The organism is Chitinimonas prasina (assembly GCF_030160395.1).
Lineage (GTDB): Bacteria > Pseudomonadota > Gammaproteobacteria > Burkholderiales > Chitinimonadaceae > Chitinimonas > Chitinimonas prasina.
The window spans coordinates 1,038,379-1,055,466 of record NZ_BSOG01000002.1; the positions used below are offsets into that span (position 1 = coordinate 1,038,379).

The following is a 17,088-nucleotide window of genomic DNA, read 5'->3' on the forward strand; positions in this document are numbered from 1 at the left end:
CAGCGCTTTTGCCTGCCTGCGGGTATCCCTGGCCGTATATCCCCGCTAGACTCCTGCCTGCACAGCAGCCCGAGGATCCCCCACCATGAAACAACGCGTACTGACCGGTATCACCACCACCGGCACGCCCCACCTGGGCAACTTTGTCGGCGCCATACGCCCGGCCATTGCCGCCAGCCTGGTGGCTGGCAACGAAAGCTTCTTTTTCCTGGCCGACTACCACGCCCTGATCAAGTGCGACGACCCACGCCGCATTGAACGCTCGCGCCTGGAGCTGGCTGCCACCTGGCTGGCCGCCGGGCTCGATACCGAGCGCGTGGTGTTCTATCGCCAGAGCGATATTCCCGAGATACCCGAGCTCACCTGGCTGCTGACCTGCGTCACGGCCAAGGGCCTGATGAACCGCGCCCACGCTTACAAGGCCTCGACCGACGCCAACGAAGCAGCCGGTGAAGAGCCCGACGCCGGCGTGACCATGGGCCTGTTCAGCTATCCCATTCTGATGGCGGCCGACATCCTGATGTTCAACGCCACCCATGTGCCGGTAGGCCGCGATCAGGTCCAGCATATCGAGATGGCGCGTGATGTCGGACAGCGCTTCAACCACCTGTTCGGCCAGGGCAAGGAGCTGTTCGTGCTGCCCCAAGCCGTGGTCGAGGAGCAGGTTGCCACCTTGCCCGGCCTGGATGGCCGCAAGATGTCCAAGAGCTACGACAACACCATCCCGCTGTTCGAGGGTGGCAGCAAGGGCCTCAAGGAGGCCATAGCCCGCATCGTCACCGATTCGCGCCTGCCTGGCGAAGCCAAGGACCCGGACAACAGCCACCTGTTTACCCTCTACCAGGCTTTTGCCAGCAGCGACGAAACCGCCGCCTTCCGCACCGCACTGCTCGAAGGCCTGGGCTGGGGCGATGCCAAGCAGCAGCTGTTTGAGCTGATAGAGCGCGAAATCGGCCCCAAGCGCGCGCACTACGCCGAACTGATGGCCAACCCGGAGCGTATCGAGGCCGCGTTGCAGGAAGGTGCCCGCAAGGCCCGCGCACTGGCCACGCCACTGCTGGTACAACTGCGTGAAGCAGTGGGCCTGCGCCGCTTCCAGGCCATCGCCGCGCCAGTAGCCGCCAGCGAACACAACAAGCCACAATTGCCCATCTTCAAGCAGTATCGCGAAGCTGACGGCCGCTTCTACTTCAAGCTCACGGCCCACGATGGCCGGGTGCTGTTGCAAAGCGAGGGCTTTGAGCAGGGCCGTGATGCCGGCCAGTGGGTAGGCAAGCTCAAGCAGCGTGGCGCAGCGGCCCTGGCCGAAGCACCGGTGCAATTGGGTGATGGCATCAGCCAGGACGAAGTCGCGGAGGCGCTGTCCTTGCTGTCGGCCGAATAGGACGCAGTCCTAGCATGAAAAACGCCCTGCAAGCTTGGCTTGCAGGGCGTTTTTCATGGGCTATTCGTCAGAGAAGAAAGCGGAGGAAACTGTAGGTCAGCTCGATAAACGGTAGCATGATGACCGACAGCGCCTGCGTAACGATCAGCACAATGAGGATGATCATACCGAAGGGCTCGATACGGGATACGGCCTGTGCTGCAGGGACTGGCAACAGGGAAATCAGTATTCGGCCACCATCCAATGGGGGTATGGGTAACAGATTTAATACCATCAGCACCACATTGATCTGAACTCCCGCCAGTGCCATATAGCTTAAAGGCTCCATCAATCCGCCGCTCTCACTGCCTGCAGAAAACTTAAACAACAAGGCCCAGGCTATAGCCATCAGCAGATTCGATGCCGGTCCTGCAGCCGCTACCCACAACATGTCGCGCTTGGGCTGTTTCAGATTACGAGGATCAACCGGGACAGGCTTGGCCCAGCCAAACAGGAAACCACCCAGCAACAGTGCCAGCGCTGGCACCAGAATGGTGCCGAATAGATCTATATGGCGAATCGGGTTCAAGGACAAACGTCCCAGCATCTCAGCGGTGCGATCACCAAAATATCTGGCCGCATAGCCATGCGCTGCCTCATGCACGGTAATGGCAAACAATACCGGCAAGGCATAGATTGCGATTTTCTGGATCCAATTCCAGTCTTCCAAGGCGTACTCCAATAACAAAGCTGTTGATTAGCTAATTCCGGCAAACCCATTACGCTGCGCCGCCGTCACTAGCCAGGCCAGACTATTATGCAGGGCATGCACCGCCGTCACGGCCAGCAGGGCCCCAGTCTTGGAATGGCGCGCACGATACCAGTAGGCAGCCGCCAGGAATACACCCACCACCGCTGCATTGACCACGGCCGCCAGGAAACGATGGTAATGCAGCAGGCCAAATACACTGGCACTAAACAGTACTGGCCATAGGGGGCGGCTGGTAAAACGACTGGCCAGCCATAGCGGTAGCGATTGGTGCAGCAGGGTTTCCAGCCAGGGCGCCAGGCAGACGCTGAGTAAAAACAGGTGCAACAGGCTGCGCTGCGCGTCGCCCAGATAGAGTGGGACAGGCTGACCCACCGCCTGCGCCACCTGCAACAGCAGTACACCTATCACGATCTTGGCCAGCAAGCTGAGGCTGTAGACCGCCAGGACGAAATAAACGAAGCCCTTGCTCGCCAGGCGCTGCAAGCCGGTATCCAGCATCTGTGCCATACCGGCCAAGCTGGCTGCCATCATTACAGGCCGAATACGCTGGCGTCGCCCGCCCCCTGCCGTATCAGGACCGGGTCTTCCAGCAGATCGATCACCGTCGTGGGGTTGGTGCCGCAATGGCCGCCATCTATCACCAGTTCCACCTCGTGCTCCAGCCGCTCGCGTATTTCCCAGCCCTCCGTGGGCGGCCACTCATCACCGGGCAGCAGCAAGGTAGATGTCAGCAAAGGCTCACCCAGTTCGTCCAGTAAGGCCAGCGCCACCGGATGCTGCGGCACCCGCAGACCGATGGTGGCACGCTTGGCCTGCATCACGCGCTTCGGCACCTCGCGGGTGGCTTGCAATATCACCGTGTACGGACCAGGCATGGCGCTCTTGAGATAGCGGAACTGGCGGTTGTCCACCCTGGCATAGGTGCCCAACTCTGATAGATCTCGGCACATCAAGGTAAAGTGGTGCTTCTCATCGACCTGGCGTATCCGGCGTATGCGCTCCAGCGCATCCTTGTCACCAAGATGGCAACCCAGGGCATAGCAGGAATCGGTGGGGTAGACGACCAGGCCACCACTACGGATGATCTCCACCGCCTGCTTGATCAGGCGGGGCTGGGGGCTGTCGGGATGGATGGCGAAAAATTGGGACATTGTGTGCTTGATCTGCCTTCAGTTTGCCAGCGCGGCAGCATCCACCCAGCGTGACCAGACAGGTACGGGGCCAGGCGGCATATCCGGCAGCACACCGGGCTCGCGCGCACCTTCACCGGTCGCGTGGTAATCGGTACCGGCCGATGCCAGCAGGCCATGCATTTCCGCCAAGCGGGCAAAACGTTCGAAATCTGCCGGGTTATGGCTGCCCGACACCACCTCTATGCCCTCCCCGCCAGCCGCCTTGAATTCCTCTATCAGCTCGCCCATGGTCTGCTTGCCGAACTCATAGCGGCCAGGGTGTGCGATCACTGCCACCCCGCCGGCGGTTCTGATCCAGCCTACAGCATCTTCCAGGCTGGCCCATTGGTGCGAAACGTAGCCAGGTTTGCCGCGGGCCAGGTATTTCTTGAATACACCTTTCATGTCCTTGGCCAGGCCGCGCTCTATCAGGTGCCGGGCAAAATGGGCTCGCCCTATCATCTCAGGGTTGTCGGCAAACTTGCGGGCACCGGCCAACACGCCGGTCACCCCGACTGCCGCCAGGGCTTCGTCCATGCGCACGGCGCGTTCATCACGGCCCTGGCGCACACTGGCCAGGCCAGCCAGCAAGGCCGGATGGGCAGGGTCGAACCCCAGCCCGACAATATGCAAGGTGTGCTTGCGCCAGCTGACCGACACCTCCACCCCAGGGACAAATCGCATGCCCAAACTGGCCGCTTCGGCAGCCGCATCGCCCAGGCCGCGCACATCGTCATGGTCGGTCAGTGCAAAAAGCTTGCACCCCCGACCATGGGCGCGCGCCACCACTTCACGAGGGGGCAGCATGCCGTCCGAGACATTCGAGTGAGCGTGCAGGTCAACGGGCAGCATGGTGTTTCCTCCAAACCACTATTTTAGCAGAGCCCACCCCTGTCAGACCGCCAGCACCCAGGTGAGTTTGCTGATAGCCACCCTGCCGGCGATCACACCATGCAACAGGTTACTGATGTAAAAGGAATTTCTCGACATACATAGCCTAACGGCAGCCTGACCATTGTTACCGGTCTCGCCCCCACGCAAGCGGAGTAGGTAACTGTACTGGTCACTGCGCCTACCCAGCCAAGCCTGCACACAGCGTGGCTGTGCTTGGAGCACGATACGACAGCGGTTAGGCTGTCCGTTGTTCACTCTGCGGTCACCACCCCATGTCCAGCTTTCAAGCCCCTATCGCCCTGCAGGGCTTTGTCCTCGGTGCCGGCCTTATCATGGCCATCGGTGCCCAAAACGCCTTTGTACTGCGACAGGGGCTCAAGCGTGCCGCCCCATTGCTGACAGCACTCACGTGCGCCACCTGTGACGCCATCCTGATCGCCGCCGGCCTGCTAGGGGCTGGCGCCTTGGTCAACGCACACCCGGCGCTGGCCAACTGGGCAGCCGGCCTGGGCGCGGCATTTCTGTTCTGGTACGGTGCCCGTTCGCTGCGTGCGGCCCTGCAGCCTGGCCAGTTGCAAGCGGCAGAAGGCCAAGGCGTGGTGCAATGGCAAAAGGTGATCGTTACCACCCTGGGCTTCAGCCTGCTCAATCCCCATGTCTATCTCGATACCGTCGTCCTGCTGGGCAGCATAGGCAGCCAGTTTCCTGCCGGTGCCGCACGCGTATCGTTTGGATTCGGCGCCATCATGGCATCCTTCGTGTGGTTCTTCTGCCTGGCCTATGGTGCTGCCAAGCTGGCCCCTTTGTTTGCCAAACCGGCAGCCTGGCGCGTGCTGGACGTGCTGATCGGCCTGACCATGTGGGGTATTGCAGCGACACTGGCGGCCCGTATCCTGGCTTGACGGGGCAATCGGTGCAGGCTACAGCCCCGCTGCCTTGAGCAGGGCCTCCAGCTCACCACGCTGCTGCAGCCTTGCCATGGAAGCATTGAAAGCCGCCAGCCTGGCTTTGGCCCCGCTGTACTGGCGCGATACCAGCAGGTGGTTGGTAATGGGATTCGGCGCCTGCAGGTGGCTGATGGCGCCAAAGCGGGAGGACTGGGAAGCGAAGTGGCTGGCAATGTAGTAGCGGCCCAAGCGGTCGCTCATGGGAACCAGGTCTACCCGGCCGGCCAGCAGCTTGGCCAGCGACTGCTCATAGGCATTGCCCATATCCAGCGGCACCTTGGCCCGCTGCAGTTCATCCACATACCACTCACCGTAGATGGCACCCACCTGGTAGCTGCGCAACTCGTCCAGGGTGTTGATCACCGGCGGGCTGGCATAGTGCTGCCTGTCATAGAACAGCACACTGCGGGTGTCGAACAGGCTGGCACTGAAATCAAAGCGCTGATGCCGATCCGGCGTCATGGTATAGGGGAAGGCAGCAAATACCTGACCGCGCTCCACCATGCGTTCGGCCAGCGGCCAGCTGGTGAAGATGAAACGCGGCTTGACCTGCATCTCCGCACAGACGGCGCTGACCAGCTGCGCCACCGGCCCGTAGCCCGGCAGTTTCTGCGACACAAAGGGCGGCCACTCGCCAGTGGCTATGGGCAAATCAAGGTCGGCGGCGCTGCAGGACAAGGCCAGCAAACCCAACAGAAACGCACGCAAGCCAGACATGCAAGACCCTCCGCCACGCCCCAGAATGACTACATGATAGTCAGGCCGCAACCAAGGTCGTCACACTTGCGCCTAAAGGCATGCCGAACCCGTCAACCCAGATCGCAGTAGCGTACTTCCAGTATCTCTATCTCTTCGGCGCCGGCAGGGCCACGCAAAATGACGGTTTCACCTTCACGCGCTTTCAGCAGCGTGCGGGCCAGTGGCGATATCCAGCTGATATGGCCCCTATCCAGATCCAGCTCATCCACGCCCACGATGCTGACGGTCTGCTCCTCGCCGTTTCCGCGCAATACTGTCACCGTGGCCGAGAAAAACACTTGGTCAGTCGCCTCCCGCATTGCCGGGTCGACCACTTCGGCATTCTCCATGCGCTTGGTCAGAAAGCGGATGCGCCGGTCTATCTCGCGCAAACGCTTCTTGCCATAGATGTAATCGCCGTTCTCGGACCGGTCCCCATTTCCTGCCGCCCAGTTGATCATCTGGGTCAGCGCTGGCCGCTCCTTGGTGACCAGATCATGCAGTTCCACCCGCATCCGATTCCAGCCACCCGGCGTCATGTAGTTCTTGGTCGAGTGCGGCAGTTGCAGATGCTCGGGTAGCGCATCGTCCTCGTCGCCGTCACTCTCCCTGGTAAAGGCCTTGTTCATGGCAGCCTCAGCGGGTAGGCACCCGGCCAGTCAAGCTCAGGCCGGCCCATTTAAGCACCGCCAGCACCTCTGGCTCGTCCAGCTCATAGTACTGGCCGCGCTTAAGCCGCGAGGGCAGCGTCAGCATGCCAAACCGGACCCGCATCAGGCGCGACACCGTCAGTTCGTAATGCTCGAACATCCGTCGCACTTCACGATTACGGCCTTCCTTCAGGATGACGCGATACCAGTGGTTCATGCCTTCGCCCCCCTGATCCTCCAGCACTTCGAAGCGGGCCGTACCATCCTCCAGCTCGATCCCAGTGACCAGCTCTTTTTTCTGCTCGTCACTCAGTTGCCCCAGGATGCGCACGGCGTATTCGCGCTGAACCTCGAAGCGGGGATGCATCAGGCGATTGGCCAGGTCACCCGAGGTCGTGAAGATCAGCAGACCCGAGGTATTGAAATCCAGCCGGCCCACGGCAATCCAGGCGGAGCTTTGCACCTTGGGCAGGCGCTCGAACACCGTCGTGCGGCCAGCCGGGTCATCGCGGCTGACCAGCTCACCCTCCTGCTTGTGGTACAGCACGATACGGGGCAGACGATCAGGCCACTTGATCAGTATGGGCTTGCCATCAAACAGCACGCGGTCGCCAGGTGCCACACGGGCGCCGGGCTGCACGATCTCACCGTTGATGCTGACGCGTCCGGCCGACACCCATTCATCGCAATCACGACGCGAGCCCACGCCCGACAGGGCCAACGCCTTCTGTATCCGCAGCTCGCCGATATGGCGTGCTTCCACCCGCTTCTCACGCAGCTCCAGTGCCTGGCGCTCGTGCTTCTCGCTACCGTGCCGCATGCGCAGCTTCTTGGCCGGCTCCACCGGCAGCTCGGCGATATTGACCGGTGGCTTGCGCCCGGCGGCCTTGCGGGCCTCACGGCGCGCCTCGGCGTCCTGGGGCTGTCCGGCACCAGGGTGGCGCTGTTTGTCTATGCTGCCAAAGCCATGGCTGCGCAAGTCGTCACCGCCTGCTGCTGCAGGCGCGTTGCGAGGCACGCGGCTACCTGTGGTGGTACGCCCTTCCGGATTACGCTGATCGGCACTGCGTCCCGCCTGAGCCGCACCACGCGGACCACGTGGGGGCTTGCTATCTGCAGGCGCCGCACGGCGACCATCGCGCGGCATTTCTTCGTAGCGACCTGCCGGCGCAGCACTGCGCGGTCCGCGCGGTGCCTGGGCATCGCTACCCGCACGGCCACGCCCCTGCTCAGCCGGTACGCCACGGCGGCCGTCACGGCTTGCTTCTTCATAACGCCCGGCCGGCGCGGCACTACGTGGCCCGCGTGGGGCCTGGGAATCACCGCCGGCGCGGCCACGCCCCTGCTCGCCCGGTGCGCCACGACGACCTTCGCGCGGCGCCTCTTCGTAACGTCCCGCCGGGGCAGCGCTGCGCGGCCCGCGCGGTGGCTTGCTGTCGGTGGCATTGCGGCCACGGCCGGGTTCAGATGGTGCATTGCGGCCCTGACCAGCGTCCCCCTGGGGTGGACGGCCGCGTCCACCACTACGTGGAGCGCCGTCATATGCAGCGGATTTGGGGGCAGGTTTGCGTGGCGGGGCCATGTTGGAACTCCAATGAACAACGGCGGTGTAACCCGCCGTTCATACTACTGACAAGATGACATACCTAAAGTGGCGACAGCCCGTTGAGGGCGCGAGCCACCTCGCAGCAGCGGCATGCGAGGCAGGCCGAGTGTCGGTCCCGGCGTGCTGAACGGTGGTTTTCGCCACCGTCTGAGGTATAGACTACAGCCATTATAGCGCGCGAGCGGGCTCTCCTGCCGCCACACGTTCCAGCCAGCCCCAAACCCTGGGGTCCTGCATGTGTGCCACATTGAAGCGCAACCAAGGTGTGGCGCCGCTTTGCGGGCAGAACAAGACGCCGGGCGCCTGCATCAAACCTTCCATCAGCGCAGCCTGCGCCAGCGGCGCAGTGTCCTCCACATGCGGTAGACGGGCATAGCAGAACATGCCGCCACTGGGCTGAGCCCACAAGCTGAAACCCAGCCTCTCCAGTCTGGGCAAAACCAGATCGGCAGCCTGCTTCAAATGGCTCTTTACCCGCTCCATATGCTTGCGATAGGCCCCCTCGGTCAGCATGGCATGTATCACCCGCTCCGCCGCCTCGGAGGTCGACAGCCCGGTCAGCAGCTTCAGATCGCATAGATCCTGCGCCCGCTTGGCATCCGCCGCGATAAAACCTACCCGCAGATTGGCCGAGAGTGTCTTGGAGAAACTACCGATGTAGATCACCCGGTTGAGCTGATCCAGCGCCGCCAAGCGCTCACCGGGGCCGGTCTGGAAATCGCTGTAGATGTCGTCCTCAACGATGGTGAGATCGTATTTCTCCGCCAGTTGCAGGATGCGGAACGCCGTTGCCCGGTTCAGGCTGGTGCCGGTCGGGTTGTGCAACACACTGTTGGTAATGAACAGCTTGGGCTTGTGCTCGGCCAGCAAGGCCTCCAGCACCGCCACATCGGGGCCATTGGGCGTGCGCGGCACACCATAAAGCCGGGCACCATTGAGCTTCTGGTTGGCAAACACATTGAAGAACCCTGGCTCATCCACCAGCACCGCATCGCCCTCATCGACGAAATAGCGGGCAATCAAGTCCAGTGCCTGCATGGCACCGTTGGTCAGCACGATCTGTTCTGGCTCTGCCTCAATCTCCAACTCGGCCATACGTACCGTCAGTTGCTGGCGCAACGGCCGGTAGCCAAACGGCTCGCCATAGGCGGTCAGCCTGGCATTGGGCCGGCGCGTCAGGTCGCGTAAGGCCTTCTCCAGTTCGGCCTGCGGCATCCAATCAGCCGGCAGCCAGCCGCAGCCAGGCTTGAGTATGCCGTTGTCTGCGGTCAGCGCATCCTGCCGTAGCAGCCACAGGCTATCCACACAACGGCGCAAAGGGGGCTCGCGTCGTATCGGGGTGTTGGTATGCGCCTCCATGCGGGTCGCCACAAAAAAGCCCGCCCCGCGCCGCGACTGCACATAACCCAGCGCCACCAACCTGTCGTAAGCCTCCACCACGGTGAACTTGGAGACACGGTACTCGGCCGCAAAGCCCCGGATAGAAGGCAGGCGGCTACCCGCCCGCAGGCTCTTGTCGCCGATACGGGCAATAAACTGTTCGACTATCTGCTCAACCAGCGGCTGCGCCAGGTCATGATCCACGATAAAGGGTTGCATCTGCACGCTCCGACTTGACCGGACAAAACTGTCCAGCACTGTCTGGGGATTGTCCTGCAAGCAAGAACAAGGCGCCAGTGCGATTTATCACAGCTAGACCAGCGGATCATACGGATGCTAGCCCGGCAGCTAAGTACCAGTACAGTTGCATCCCCTCCCCCAAGCGAGGGGACACGCGCTACACTGCGTCGTCATGATGACCGCTGCCCCCCCCCTCGCGCTGCTGCATACCGAACTCGGCATACCCACCGACTATGGCTACCGCCACGGCCTCGTCGTGCAGGAAGAGGCTAGGCTGCTGGTGCCGCTGGGTCTGGACTGCCTGGGACGCGATCAGTTTGCCGAGCCGGCCACCGCAGCCGCCTGGCGCACCATGCAGGCCGCCGCCCTGACAGACGGTATCGTGCTGCAACTGGTTTCTGCCTTCCGCAGCGTGGCCTACCAGGCTGGCCTGATACGTCGCAAGCTGGATCAAGGCCTATCCATGGAAGCCATCCTGGCCGTCAGCGCCGCCCCCGGCTACAGCGAACACCATACCGGCCGCGCACTGGACATTACCGCCCCTGGCGAGGCCGTACTGGAAGAAACATTTGAACTGAGCGCCGCATTCAGCTGGTTGATCGGGCACGCCCATGACTATGGTTTTGCCATGAGCTACCCGCGCGACAACCCTGCCGGCATTGCCTACGAACCCTGGCACTGGTGCTATCACGCACCAGCCAACTCCCGGATCTGATAACTATGCCCGATACCATTTTCTGGCTGATACGCCACGGCGAAACAGCCTGGAACACCGAGCGCCGCTTTCAGGGCCATACCGATATCGGCCTCAATGCCACAGGCCGCCAGCAGGCCCAGCTACTGGCCGAGCGACTGCGTGCCGATCATCGGGACTCCCCGTTCAGCGCCGTCTTCAGCAGCGACCTGAGCCGTGCTCGTGACACCGCGCTGGCCATCATCAACCAGATCAACCTGCCACTGGCACAGCACACCGGCCTGCGTGAGCGCCACTACGGTGTACTGTCGGCATTGACGCCAGAGGAAATGGCGACCCAGCACCCCGAAGATTTCCGCCTGTGGCAGCTGCGCCAGCCCGATCATATCCTGCCGGGCGGTGAAAGCCTGCTGGGCTTCAACGCCCGGGTACTGGATACCCTGGCCGAGATAGGCGAGCAGCACGCCGGCCAGCAGGTCGTCGTGGTCGCCCACGGCGGCGTGCTCGACTGCATCTACCGTGCTGCCATGAACATGACTCTGTCGCAAAAGCGCGAGCACAGCCTGCACAACGCCAGCATCAACCGGGTACGCCTGGGCGGCGGCCGCTTCCATATCGAGCAATGGGGCGACATCGCCCACCTCGAAACCGAAGCCTTTGACGAACTCTGATACCCCCTCCGATGGCCAAGCCCAAAACTGTTTATATCTGCGCCACCTGTGGTGGCAGCAACCCCAAATGGCAAGGCCAGTGCCCCCATTGCAATGCCTGGAACACCCTGGCCGAATCCATTGTGGCCGAACCCCGCGCTGGCAGCAGCCGATTCCAGGCACTGGCAGCCGGCGGCGGCGTACAGGCACTGAATGATGTGGAAACCACCGAAGCCCCACGCACCACCACGGGTAGCGAGGAGTTTGACCGCGTGCTGGGCGGCGGCCTGGTGCGTGGCGCCGTCGTTCTGATAGGTGGCGACCCCGGCATCGGCAAATCCACCCTGCTCTTGCAGGTACTGGCCCACCTGGGCCAGGACAACAAGGTGTTGTACGTGTCCGGCGAGGAGTCGGCGCAGCAGATCGCCCTGCGCGCCCGCCGCCTGGCAGTTGAAGCCGGCCCCGTCCGCCTGCTGGCCGAGATCAATATGGAAACCATACTGGCGACGCTGGCGGCCGAAAAACCCGATATGGTGGTCATCGACTCCATCCAGACGGTCTACAGCGAGCAGCTGCAGTCGGCCCCCGGCTCGGTCGCACAGGTGCGCGAATGCTCCGCCCAGCTGACTCGCCATGCCAAGACCAGTGGCACCACCATCCTGCTGGTCGGCCATGTCACCAAGGATGGCGCCCTCGCCGGCCCGCGCGTGCTGGAGCACATCGTCGATGCGGTGCTGTATTTCGAAGGCGATACCCATTCCAGCTTCCGCCTGATACGCGCGCAGAAGAACCGCTTTGGCGCCGTCAACGAACTGGGTGTGTTTGCCATGACCGACAAGGGCTTGCGCGGGGTGACCAATCCCTCAGCGCTGTTCCTGTCGCAGCATGCCGAGCCGGTACCCGGCGCCTGCGTGCTGGTCACCCAGGAAGGCACACGCCCCCTGCTGGTAGAAATACAAGCCTTGGTGGATGAAGCACACGCCCCCAACCCCAAGCGCTTGGCCGTGGGCTTGGAGAACAACCGCCTGGCCTTGCTGCTGGCGGTATTGCATCGGCACGCCGGCGTGGCCTGCTTTGATCAGGATGTGTTCGTCAACGCCGTGGGCGGGGTACGCATCGCCGAGCCCGCCGCCGACCTGGCCGTACTGCTGGCCATCGTCTCCTCGCTACGCAACAAGCCGCTGCCCGCCAAGCTGGTGGTGTTTGGCGAAGTAGGCCTGGCTGGCGAGGTCAGGCCAGTACAGCGAGGCCAAGAGCGCCTGAAGGAAGCCGCCAAACTGGGCTTCACCACCGCCATCATCCCCAAGGCAAATGCCCCCAAGGCACCCATTGCAGGCATGACCGTCATCGCGGTGGAACGGCTGGAACAGGCGGTTGGTGCCCTGCGCGAGGCTTGAGCGCCTTTGTTCACTGAGGTCATAGCCGGGCAATTAAGCTTGAGCAGGCACCAGGGAAACCCTGGCGCTAGGCATCGAAGCAGCCTGAACAGCAGGCGTTACTTGGATCGTACCCACCCCGCTATCGCCCCCATATAAACAATCAATCAGTTGTTGCTTTTCGGTTGAGTACCCAATCGGGTACGATGCAGCCATCGCCGGATTCGCACCGGCCACGTCCAATGAATCGGAGAAAATCCATGAGTAGCGAACTGATCCATCACGTCTCTGACGCCAGTTTTGAAGCCGAAGTCCTGCAGGCTGCCGGCCCTGTGCTGGTTGACTACTGGGCCGAATGGTGTGGCCCTTGCAAGATGATCGCCCCCATCCTTGATGAGGTAGCCAACGAGTACAGCGGCAAGCTCAAGGTATCCAAGCTCAATATCGACGAGAACCAGGCTACCCCGCCCAAGTACGGCATCCGTGGCATCCCCACCCTGATGCTGTTCAATGGCGGCGAAGTGGTTGCCACCAAGGTAGGCGCCCTGTCCAAGTCGCAACTGACGGCCTTTATCGACAGCCACCTGCAAGCCGCAGCCTGAACGAGGCACATGCCGCCACCCGCGTTCTGATGGGGTGGCCACAATGCCCGCAAGCTGGCTCAAACGCCGCTACTTGTGCAACACAAGCAGCGGCGTTGTTGCAAGAACCTGCATTCAGCATTGACAGCAGCACAAGCCGCAACTAAGCTGCGATCAAACCTGTTCAATCGCCGATGAACCCATTCCGGCGATTCCGGCTCCCAGCCGATCTATCCTTACCTCCAAAAAACAAACTCCCTCCACCAAGACTGGAAAGTCTACCCGCACATGCATTTGTCCGATCTCAAGCACAAACACGTGTCCGAACTGGTCGATATGGCCACCGACATCGACGGTGCAAACCGGATGCGCAAGCAAGACCTGATCTTCGCCCTGCTGAAAAGCCAGGCCAAGAAAGGCGAGAGCATCTTCGGCGATGGCACCCTTGAAGTGCTGCCCGATGGTTTTGGCTTTCTGCGCAGCCCCGACACCAGCTACCTGGCCGGCCCCGACGACATCTACGTCAGCCCTAGCCAGATACGTCGCTTCAACCTGCACACCGGCGATACCATCGAAGGCGAGATACGCACGCCCAAGGATGGCGAGCGCTACTTCGCCCTGGTGAAGGTGGACCGTGTCAACAACGACACGCCCGAAGCCACCAAGAACAAAATCCTGTTCGAAAACCTGACGCCGCTATTCCCGTCCGAGCGCATGACGCTGGAACGTGACATTAAGGCCGATGAGAACATCACCGGTCGCGTCATCGACCTGATTGCCCCCATAGGCAAGGGACAGCGCGGCTTGCTGGTCGCCCCGCCCAAGTCAGGCAAGACGGTGATGCTGACCCATATTGCCCACGCCATCACCTCGAACCACCCGGATGTCATCCTTATCGTCCTGCTGATAGATGAGCGCCCGGAAGAAGTGACCGAGATGACGCGTACTGTGCGCGGCGAAGTGGTGGCCTCGACCTTTGACGAGCCACCTACCCGCCATGTGCAGGTTGCCGAAATGGTCATCGAGAAGGCCAAGCGCCTGGTCGAGCACAAGAAGGATGTGGTCATCCTGCTGGATTCCATCACCCGCCTAGCTCGCGCCTACAACACGGTCATCCCTGCCTCCGGCAAGGTACTGACAGGTGGCGTGGACGCCAACGCCCTGCAAAAGCCCAAGCGTTTCTTTGGTGCTGCCCGCAATATTGAAGAAGGTGGCTCGCTCACCATCATTGCGACAGCCCTGACCGATACCGGCAGCCGTATGGATGACGTGATCTACGAAGAATTCAAGGGTACCGGCAACATGGAACTGCATCTCGATCGCCGTATGGCCGAGAAGCGCATCTACCCGGCCATCAACGTCAACCGTTCCGGCACCCGCCGCGAAGAGCTGCTGATCCCGCAGGAACAGTTGCAAAAGATCTGGGTGCTGCGCAAGTTGCTCTATCCGATGGACGAGCTGGAGGCGATGGACTTCCTGTTGGGCAAGGTCAAGCAGACCAAGAACAACAACGACTTCTTCGACTCCATGCGCCGCTAAGGCGACGCTGGTTCAAAAAGCGGGTGACACTGTCACCCGCTTTTTATTGGGCTTGCAGCACTTTGCATGCCGCAGCAGCACGACTTAATAGCCCCTAGACTCGCAGCAGCGCCTTCACCCAGGCATCACCAACCAGCTGATTTGGCTGCAACGCCATGGGTGCAGCTAAGTTTTACCTTGCTCAATCAACGGACTATGTCGCATAATCGCGAACTTTTCTACGTAAGACCGGGCACTGCACAACCCAGGCCCACCTTTAGCTAAGGGACTCCCGAAATGAAAGCTGGCATTCACCCCGAATACAACGAAATCATCTTCTTTGATGCAAGCGTTGACTTCAAATTCCTGACCCGTACCACCATGAAGGCCCGTGGCGCCGAAACCATGAAGTGGACCGACGGCAAGGACTACCCTGTGGTTCGTCTGGACGTTTCGTCCGAATCGCACCCCTTCTACACCGGCAAGCAAAAGATCGTCGATACCGCCGGCCGTATCGAGAAGTTCAACAACAAGTTCTCCATGTACAGCAAGAAGTAATTCCTGCTACGCATGCAAAAAGGCAGCTCAGGCTGCCTTTTTTGTTTTTGCGGCCATGCGCAAAGCTGCTGACATAGTTGCGCGAGCTGACCGTACTGCCGGTACGACCGGCGGCAACCGCTTGCTGCATACATTTACGTTTGCGCCCTCGGCTTGCATACCCTTTTTTCCCCGCCTATCGGCACGGTGGCCACACCCACTACCCACCAAGCGATACGCCTCACGCTTTAAGCTCCCTGCTAGACTGCGCACATTGCCCCAACCCGCTGCACCATGCTGACCTACACCCCTCCTCACGAACAGGACCTGCCGCCTGCCACAGAAAAACCCTGGCTGCTGCTCCTGTTATGCCTGGCCTGGCTGCTACCCGGTCTGCTGGGCCTCGAACCACTCAAGCCTGATGAACCCATCGTCGCCGATATCGTCCGGCATTTCATCGATGGCCATCCCCTCAGCCTGCCCATGCTGGCCGGCGAGGCCTGGGTGGAACGCGCACCCTTGTTCTATTGGGTCGCCACCGGCTTTGCCTGGCTGGGCCAGTGGCTAGGGCTCAGCCTGCATGAAGGCGCCCGACTGGCCACGGGCTGCTTTATGGCCCTGGCCCTGTGGGGAACCGGCATGACGGCGCGCGAACTGATCGGCCGCCGGCATGGCCGTAGTGCCGTACTGATACTGATAGGCTGCGCAGGGTTGCTGCTACCTGGGCATGCGCTGACGACCGATGTGGCCGTCCTGGCCGGCTGGTGCTGGGGTGGTTACGCCCTGGCACTGGCGCCACGTCGCCCCTACCCGGCCGCCGCCATACTGGGTGCCGCGCTGGCCACCTGCGGTCTGGCCGGCAGTCTGGCCGAACCCGCTATGCTGCTCCTACTGGCCCTGCTCCTGCCGCTCTTCCGCGCTTGGCGCTTTCCCCGCTATGGCATTGTCCTGTTGATTGCGCTGGCTATTGCGCTACCGCTGGTAGCAGCCTGGCCCATGGCCCTCAGCCATGCCTCCACCGCAGCCTACGGCCAATGGCTTGATCATTATGCCCTGGGCTTCTTTGGCGGCTTTGCACAGGTGCAACTGGGCCACCCCTTCGGCTACTATCTGCGATTACTGCCCTGGTTTGCCTGGCCCGCCTGGTTCCTCGCGGCGGCGACCCTTTGGATGCAGCGTGAGCGCCTGATGCAACCTCGCTTCCAGCTACCGCTGGTAGCTGCCGCCTTGGCACTGCTATGCCTGCTGTTGTCCAATAGCGGCCGTGCTGGCTATGCCTTGCTGCTGCTGCCGCCACTGGCCTGGATAGGTGCGGTAGGTCTGGATGTACTGCGACGCGGGGCCTCGGCTTTCGTCAACTGGTTCGGAGTCATGACCTTCGGCCTGTTAGCCTTGTTCCTGTGGGGCTGCTGGCTGGCCATGCATTTCGGCCTGCCGATGCGGCTCAGCGGTCGTATTCAGGAACTGGCCCCCAGCTTCAGTCCCACCTTCAGCATCCTGGCCCTGCTGCTTTGCCTGGGCTTTACCCTGGCCTGGTTATGGGCCGTATCGCGTCGCCGCCCGGTGGGTCGGCAAGCAGTCACAAACTGGGCGGCCGGCATTACCCTGTGCTGGGGCTTGGCGGTACTGATTGCCGGCAACTGGGTCAATGCCCGCACCAGCTACCGCGACTTCGCACGCACCATTGCCCCCTCGCTGCCCAAGACCGGCTGTATCGCCAGCGAGAACCTGCAAGCCAGCCAGCGTGCCATCCTGCATTACTACCTGGGCTTGTCCACCCTGCGCCGAGAAGTCCACCCCAATCCTGCTTGCGACTGGTTACTGCGCCAGGGCGGCAGCGAAGCCCTCAATCCGCCGCCCGGCTGGCAACTGGTCTGGCAAGGAAGCCGGCCTGGCGATCGCAAGGAGCGCTTCTATCTATACCGCCAGGATGCACCGTGACGCGCTCCCATCCGAGACCCACCCTGGCC

The 17,088-nt window shown here is 61.9% G+C and carries 17 protein-coding genes; 9 read left to right on the forward strand and 8 right to left on the reverse strand.

All coding sequences use genetic code 11. The features are described from left to right. Positions 1–85: 85 nt before the first annotated feature. Positions 86–1,384, forward strand: coding sequence for a tryptophan--tRNA ligase (locus tag QQK16_RS11820; RefSeq protein ID WP_284196666.1), 1,299 nt, complete (start codon positions 86–88; stop codon positions 1,382–1,384). Between the two features lie 67 nt (positions 1,385–1,451). Here QQK16_RS11820 and QQK16_RS11825 read toward each other — a convergent pair whose 3' ends face one another. Genes QQK16_RS11825 through QQK16_RS11840 form a run of 4 tightly spaced genes read right to left on the reverse strand, consistent with a single transcriptional unit; the run spans position 1,452 to position 4,159 of the window. Continuing rightward, the gene (locus tag QQK16_RS11825; RefSeq protein WP_284196667.1) at positions 1,452–2,093 is read right to left on the reverse strand and encodes a site-2 protease family protein; all 642 of its coding nucleotides are present in this window, start codon (positions 2,091–2,093) and stop codon (positions 1,452–1,454) included. 27 nt (positions 2,094–2,120) lie between these two features. Beyond that, positions 2,121–2,666, reverse strand: a complete 546-nt coding sequence (locus QQK16_RS11830) for a CPBP family glutamic-type intramembrane protease (RefSeq protein ID WP_284196668.1) — start codon at positions 2,664–2,666, stop codon at positions 2,121–2,123. After that, positions 2,666–3,286, reverse strand: coding sequence for an L-threonylcarbamoyladenylate synthase (locus QQK16_RS11835; RefSeq protein ID WP_284196669.1), 621 nt, complete (start codon positions 3,284–3,286; stop codon positions 2,666–2,668). The genes QQK16_RS11830 and QQK16_RS11835 overlap by 1 nt, the downstream gene beginning before the upstream one ends. A gap of 18 nt (positions 3,287–3,304) precedes the next feature. Next, positions 3,305–4,159, reverse strand: coding sequence for a 3',5'-nucleoside bisphosphate phosphatase (locus QQK16_RS11840; protein WP_284196670.1), 855 nt, complete (start codon positions 4,157–4,159; stop codon positions 3,305–3,307). A 314-nt stretch (positions 4,160–4,473) separates the two neighbouring features. Here QQK16_RS11840 and QQK16_RS11845 point away from each other — a divergent pair, with 314 nt between their 5' ends. Beyond that, positions 4,474–5,103, forward strand: coding sequence for a LysE/ArgO family amino acid transporter (locus QQK16_RS11845; RefSeq protein ID WP_284196671.1), 630 nt, complete (start codon positions 4,474–4,476; stop codon positions 5,101–5,103). Between the two features lie 18 nt (positions 5,104–5,121). On the opposite strand, the gene QQK16_RS11850 is transcribed toward QQK16_RS11845, so the two are convergent. From QQK16_RS11850 to QQK16_RS11865, 4 genes are all read right to left on the reverse strand, one after another. Further along, the gene (locus QQK16_RS11850) at positions 5,122–5,865 is read right to left on the reverse strand and encodes a substrate-binding periplasmic protein (RefSeq protein ID WP_284196672.1); all 744 of its coding nucleotides are present in this window, start codon (positions 5,863–5,865) and stop codon (positions 5,122–5,124) included. A gap of 92 nt (positions 5,866–5,957) precedes the next feature. Beyond that, positions 5,958–6,515: a transcription elongation factor GreB gene (gene greB, locus QQK16_RS11855; RefSeq protein WP_284196673.1), complete on the reverse strand. Its 558-nt coding sequence runs from the start codon at positions 6,513–6,515 to the stop codon at positions 5,958–5,960. Between the two features lie 7 nt (positions 6,516–6,522). Further along, entirely contained in the window at positions 6,523–8,118 is a 1,596-nt protein-coding gene (locus tag QQK16_RS11860) for a pseudouridine synthase (protein ID WP_284196674.1), read from the reverse strand. 192 nt (positions 8,119–8,310) lie between these two features. Continuing rightward, on the reverse strand, positions 8,311–9,741 hold the full coding sequence (locus tag QQK16_RS11865) for an aminotransferase-like domain-containing protein (protein WP_284196675.1): 1,431 nt from the start codon (positions 9,739–9,741) through the stop codon (positions 8,311–8,313). Positions 9,742–9,934: 193 nt separating this feature from the next. On the opposite strand from QQK16_RS11865, the gene QQK16_RS11870 reads away from it, so the two are divergent. The 7 genes from QQK16_RS11870 to QQK16_RS11900 all read left to right on the forward strand — a co-directional run bounded on the left by QQK16_RS11870 (position 9,935) and on the right by QQK16_RS11900 (position 17,059). Then, entirely contained in the window at positions 9,935–10,477 is a 543-nt protein-coding gene (locus QQK16_RS11870; RefSeq protein WP_284196676.1) for a M15 family metallopeptidase, read from the forward strand. 5 nt (positions 10,478–10,482) lie between these two features. Then, the gene (locus QQK16_RS11875) at positions 10,483–11,127 is read left to right on the forward strand and encodes a histidine phosphatase family protein (RefSeq protein ID WP_284196677.1); all 645 of its coding nucleotides are present in this window, start codon (positions 10,483–10,485) and stop codon (positions 11,125–11,127) included. 11 nt (positions 11,128–11,138) lie between these two features. Then, on the forward strand, positions 11,139–12,503 hold the full coding sequence (gene radA, locus QQK16_RS11880; protein ID WP_284196678.1) for a DNA repair protein RadA: 1,365 nt from the start codon (positions 11,139–11,141) through the stop codon (positions 12,501–12,503). Between the two features lie 239 nt (positions 12,504–12,742). Next, a complete protein-coding gene (trxA, locus tag QQK16_RS11885) occupies positions 12,743–13,084 on the forward strand; it encodes a thioredoxin TrxA (protein ID WP_284196679.1) in 342 nt (113 codons plus the stop codon). A 267-nt stretch (positions 13,085–13,351) separates the two neighbouring features. Continuing rightward, entirely contained in the window at positions 13,352–14,602 is a 1,251-nt protein-coding gene (rho, locus tag QQK16_RS11890) for a transcription termination factor Rho (RefSeq protein ID WP_284196680.1), read from the forward strand. 276 nt (positions 14,603–14,878) lie between these two features. Then, positions 14,879–15,139 carry a type B 50S ribosomal protein L31 gene (locus QQK16_RS11895; protein ID WP_284196681.1) on the forward strand — a complete coding sequence of 87 codons (261 nt, stop codon included), beginning with the start codon at positions 14,879–14,881 and terminating at the stop codon, positions 15,137–15,139. A 273-nt stretch (positions 15,140–15,412) separates the two neighbouring features. Beyond that, positions 15,413–17,059, forward strand: coding sequence for an ArnT family glycosyltransferase (locus QQK16_RS11900; RefSeq protein ID WP_284196682.1), 1,647 nt, complete (start codon positions 15,413–15,415; stop codon positions 17,057–17,059). The last annotated feature ends 29 nt before the right edge of the window (positions 17,060–17,088 follow it).

What these genes read in the sequence shown, in the direction of transcription:
- QQK16_RS11820 (WP_284196666.1), top strand. Translation starts at nt 86, where the DNA reads ATGAAACAACGCGTACTGACCGGTATCACCACCACCGGCACGCCCCAC.
- QQK16_RS11830 (WP_284196668.1), bottom strand. Translation starts at nt 2,666, where the DNA reads ATGATGGCAGCCAGCTTGGCCGGTATGGCACAGATGCTGGATACCGGC.
- QQK16_RS11835 (WP_284196669.1), bottom strand. Translation starts at nt 3,286, where the DNA reads ATGTCCCAATTTTTCGCCATCCATCCCGACAGCCCCCAGCCCCGCCTG.
- QQK16_RS11840 (WP_284196670.1), bottom strand. Translation starts at nt 4,159, where the DNA reads ATGCTGCCCGTTGACCTGCACGCTCACTCGAATGTCTCGGACGGCATG.
- QQK16_RS11845 (WP_284196671.1), top strand. Translation starts at nt 4,474, where the DNA reads ATGTCCAGCTTTCAAGCCCCTATCGCCCTGCAGGGCTTTGTCCTCGGT.
- QQK16_RS11850 (WP_284196672.1), bottom strand. Translation starts at nt 5,865, where the DNA reads ATGTCTGGCTTGCGTGCGTTTCTGTTGGGTTTGCTGGCCTTGTCCTGC.
- greB (WP_284196673.1), bottom strand. Translation starts at nt 6,515, where the DNA reads ATGAACAAGGCCTTTACCAGGGAGAGTGACGGCGACGAGGACGATGCG.
- QQK16_RS11860 (WP_284196674.1), bottom strand. Translation starts at nt 8,118, where the DNA reads ATGGCCCCGCCACGCAAACCTGCCCCCAAATCCGCTGCATATGACGGC.
- QQK16_RS11865 (WP_284196675.1), bottom strand. Translation starts at nt 9,741, where the DNA reads ATGCAACCCTTTATCGTGGATCATGACCTGGCGCAGCCGCTGGTTGAG.
- QQK16_RS11870 (WP_284196676.1), top strand. Translation starts at nt 9,935, where the DNA reads ATGATGACCGCTGCCCCCCCCCTCGCGCTGCTGCATACCGAACTCGGC.
- QQK16_RS11875 (WP_284196677.1), top strand. Translation starts at nt 10,483, where the DNA reads ATGCCCGATACCATTTTCTGGCTGATACGCCACGGCGAAACAGCCTGG.
- radA (WP_284196678.1), top strand. Translation starts at nt 11,139, where the DNA reads ATGGCCAAGCCCAAAACTGTTTATATCTGCGCCACCTGTGGTGGCAGC.
- trxA (WP_284196679.1), top strand. Translation starts at nt 12,743, where the DNA reads ATGAGTAGCGAACTGATCCATCACGTCTCTGACGCCAGTTTTGAAGCC.
- rho (WP_284196680.1), top strand. Translation starts at nt 13,352, where the DNA reads ATGCATTTGTCCGATCTCAAGCACAAACACGTGTCCGAACTGGTCGAT.
- QQK16_RS11895 (WP_284196681.1), top strand. Translation starts at nt 14,879, where the DNA reads ATGAAAGCTGGCATTCACCCCGAATACAACGAAATCATCTTCTTTGAT.
- QQK16_RS11900 (WP_284196682.1), top strand. Translation starts at nt 15,413, where the DNA reads ATGCTGACCTACACCCCTCCTCACGAACAGGACCTGCCGCCTGCCACA.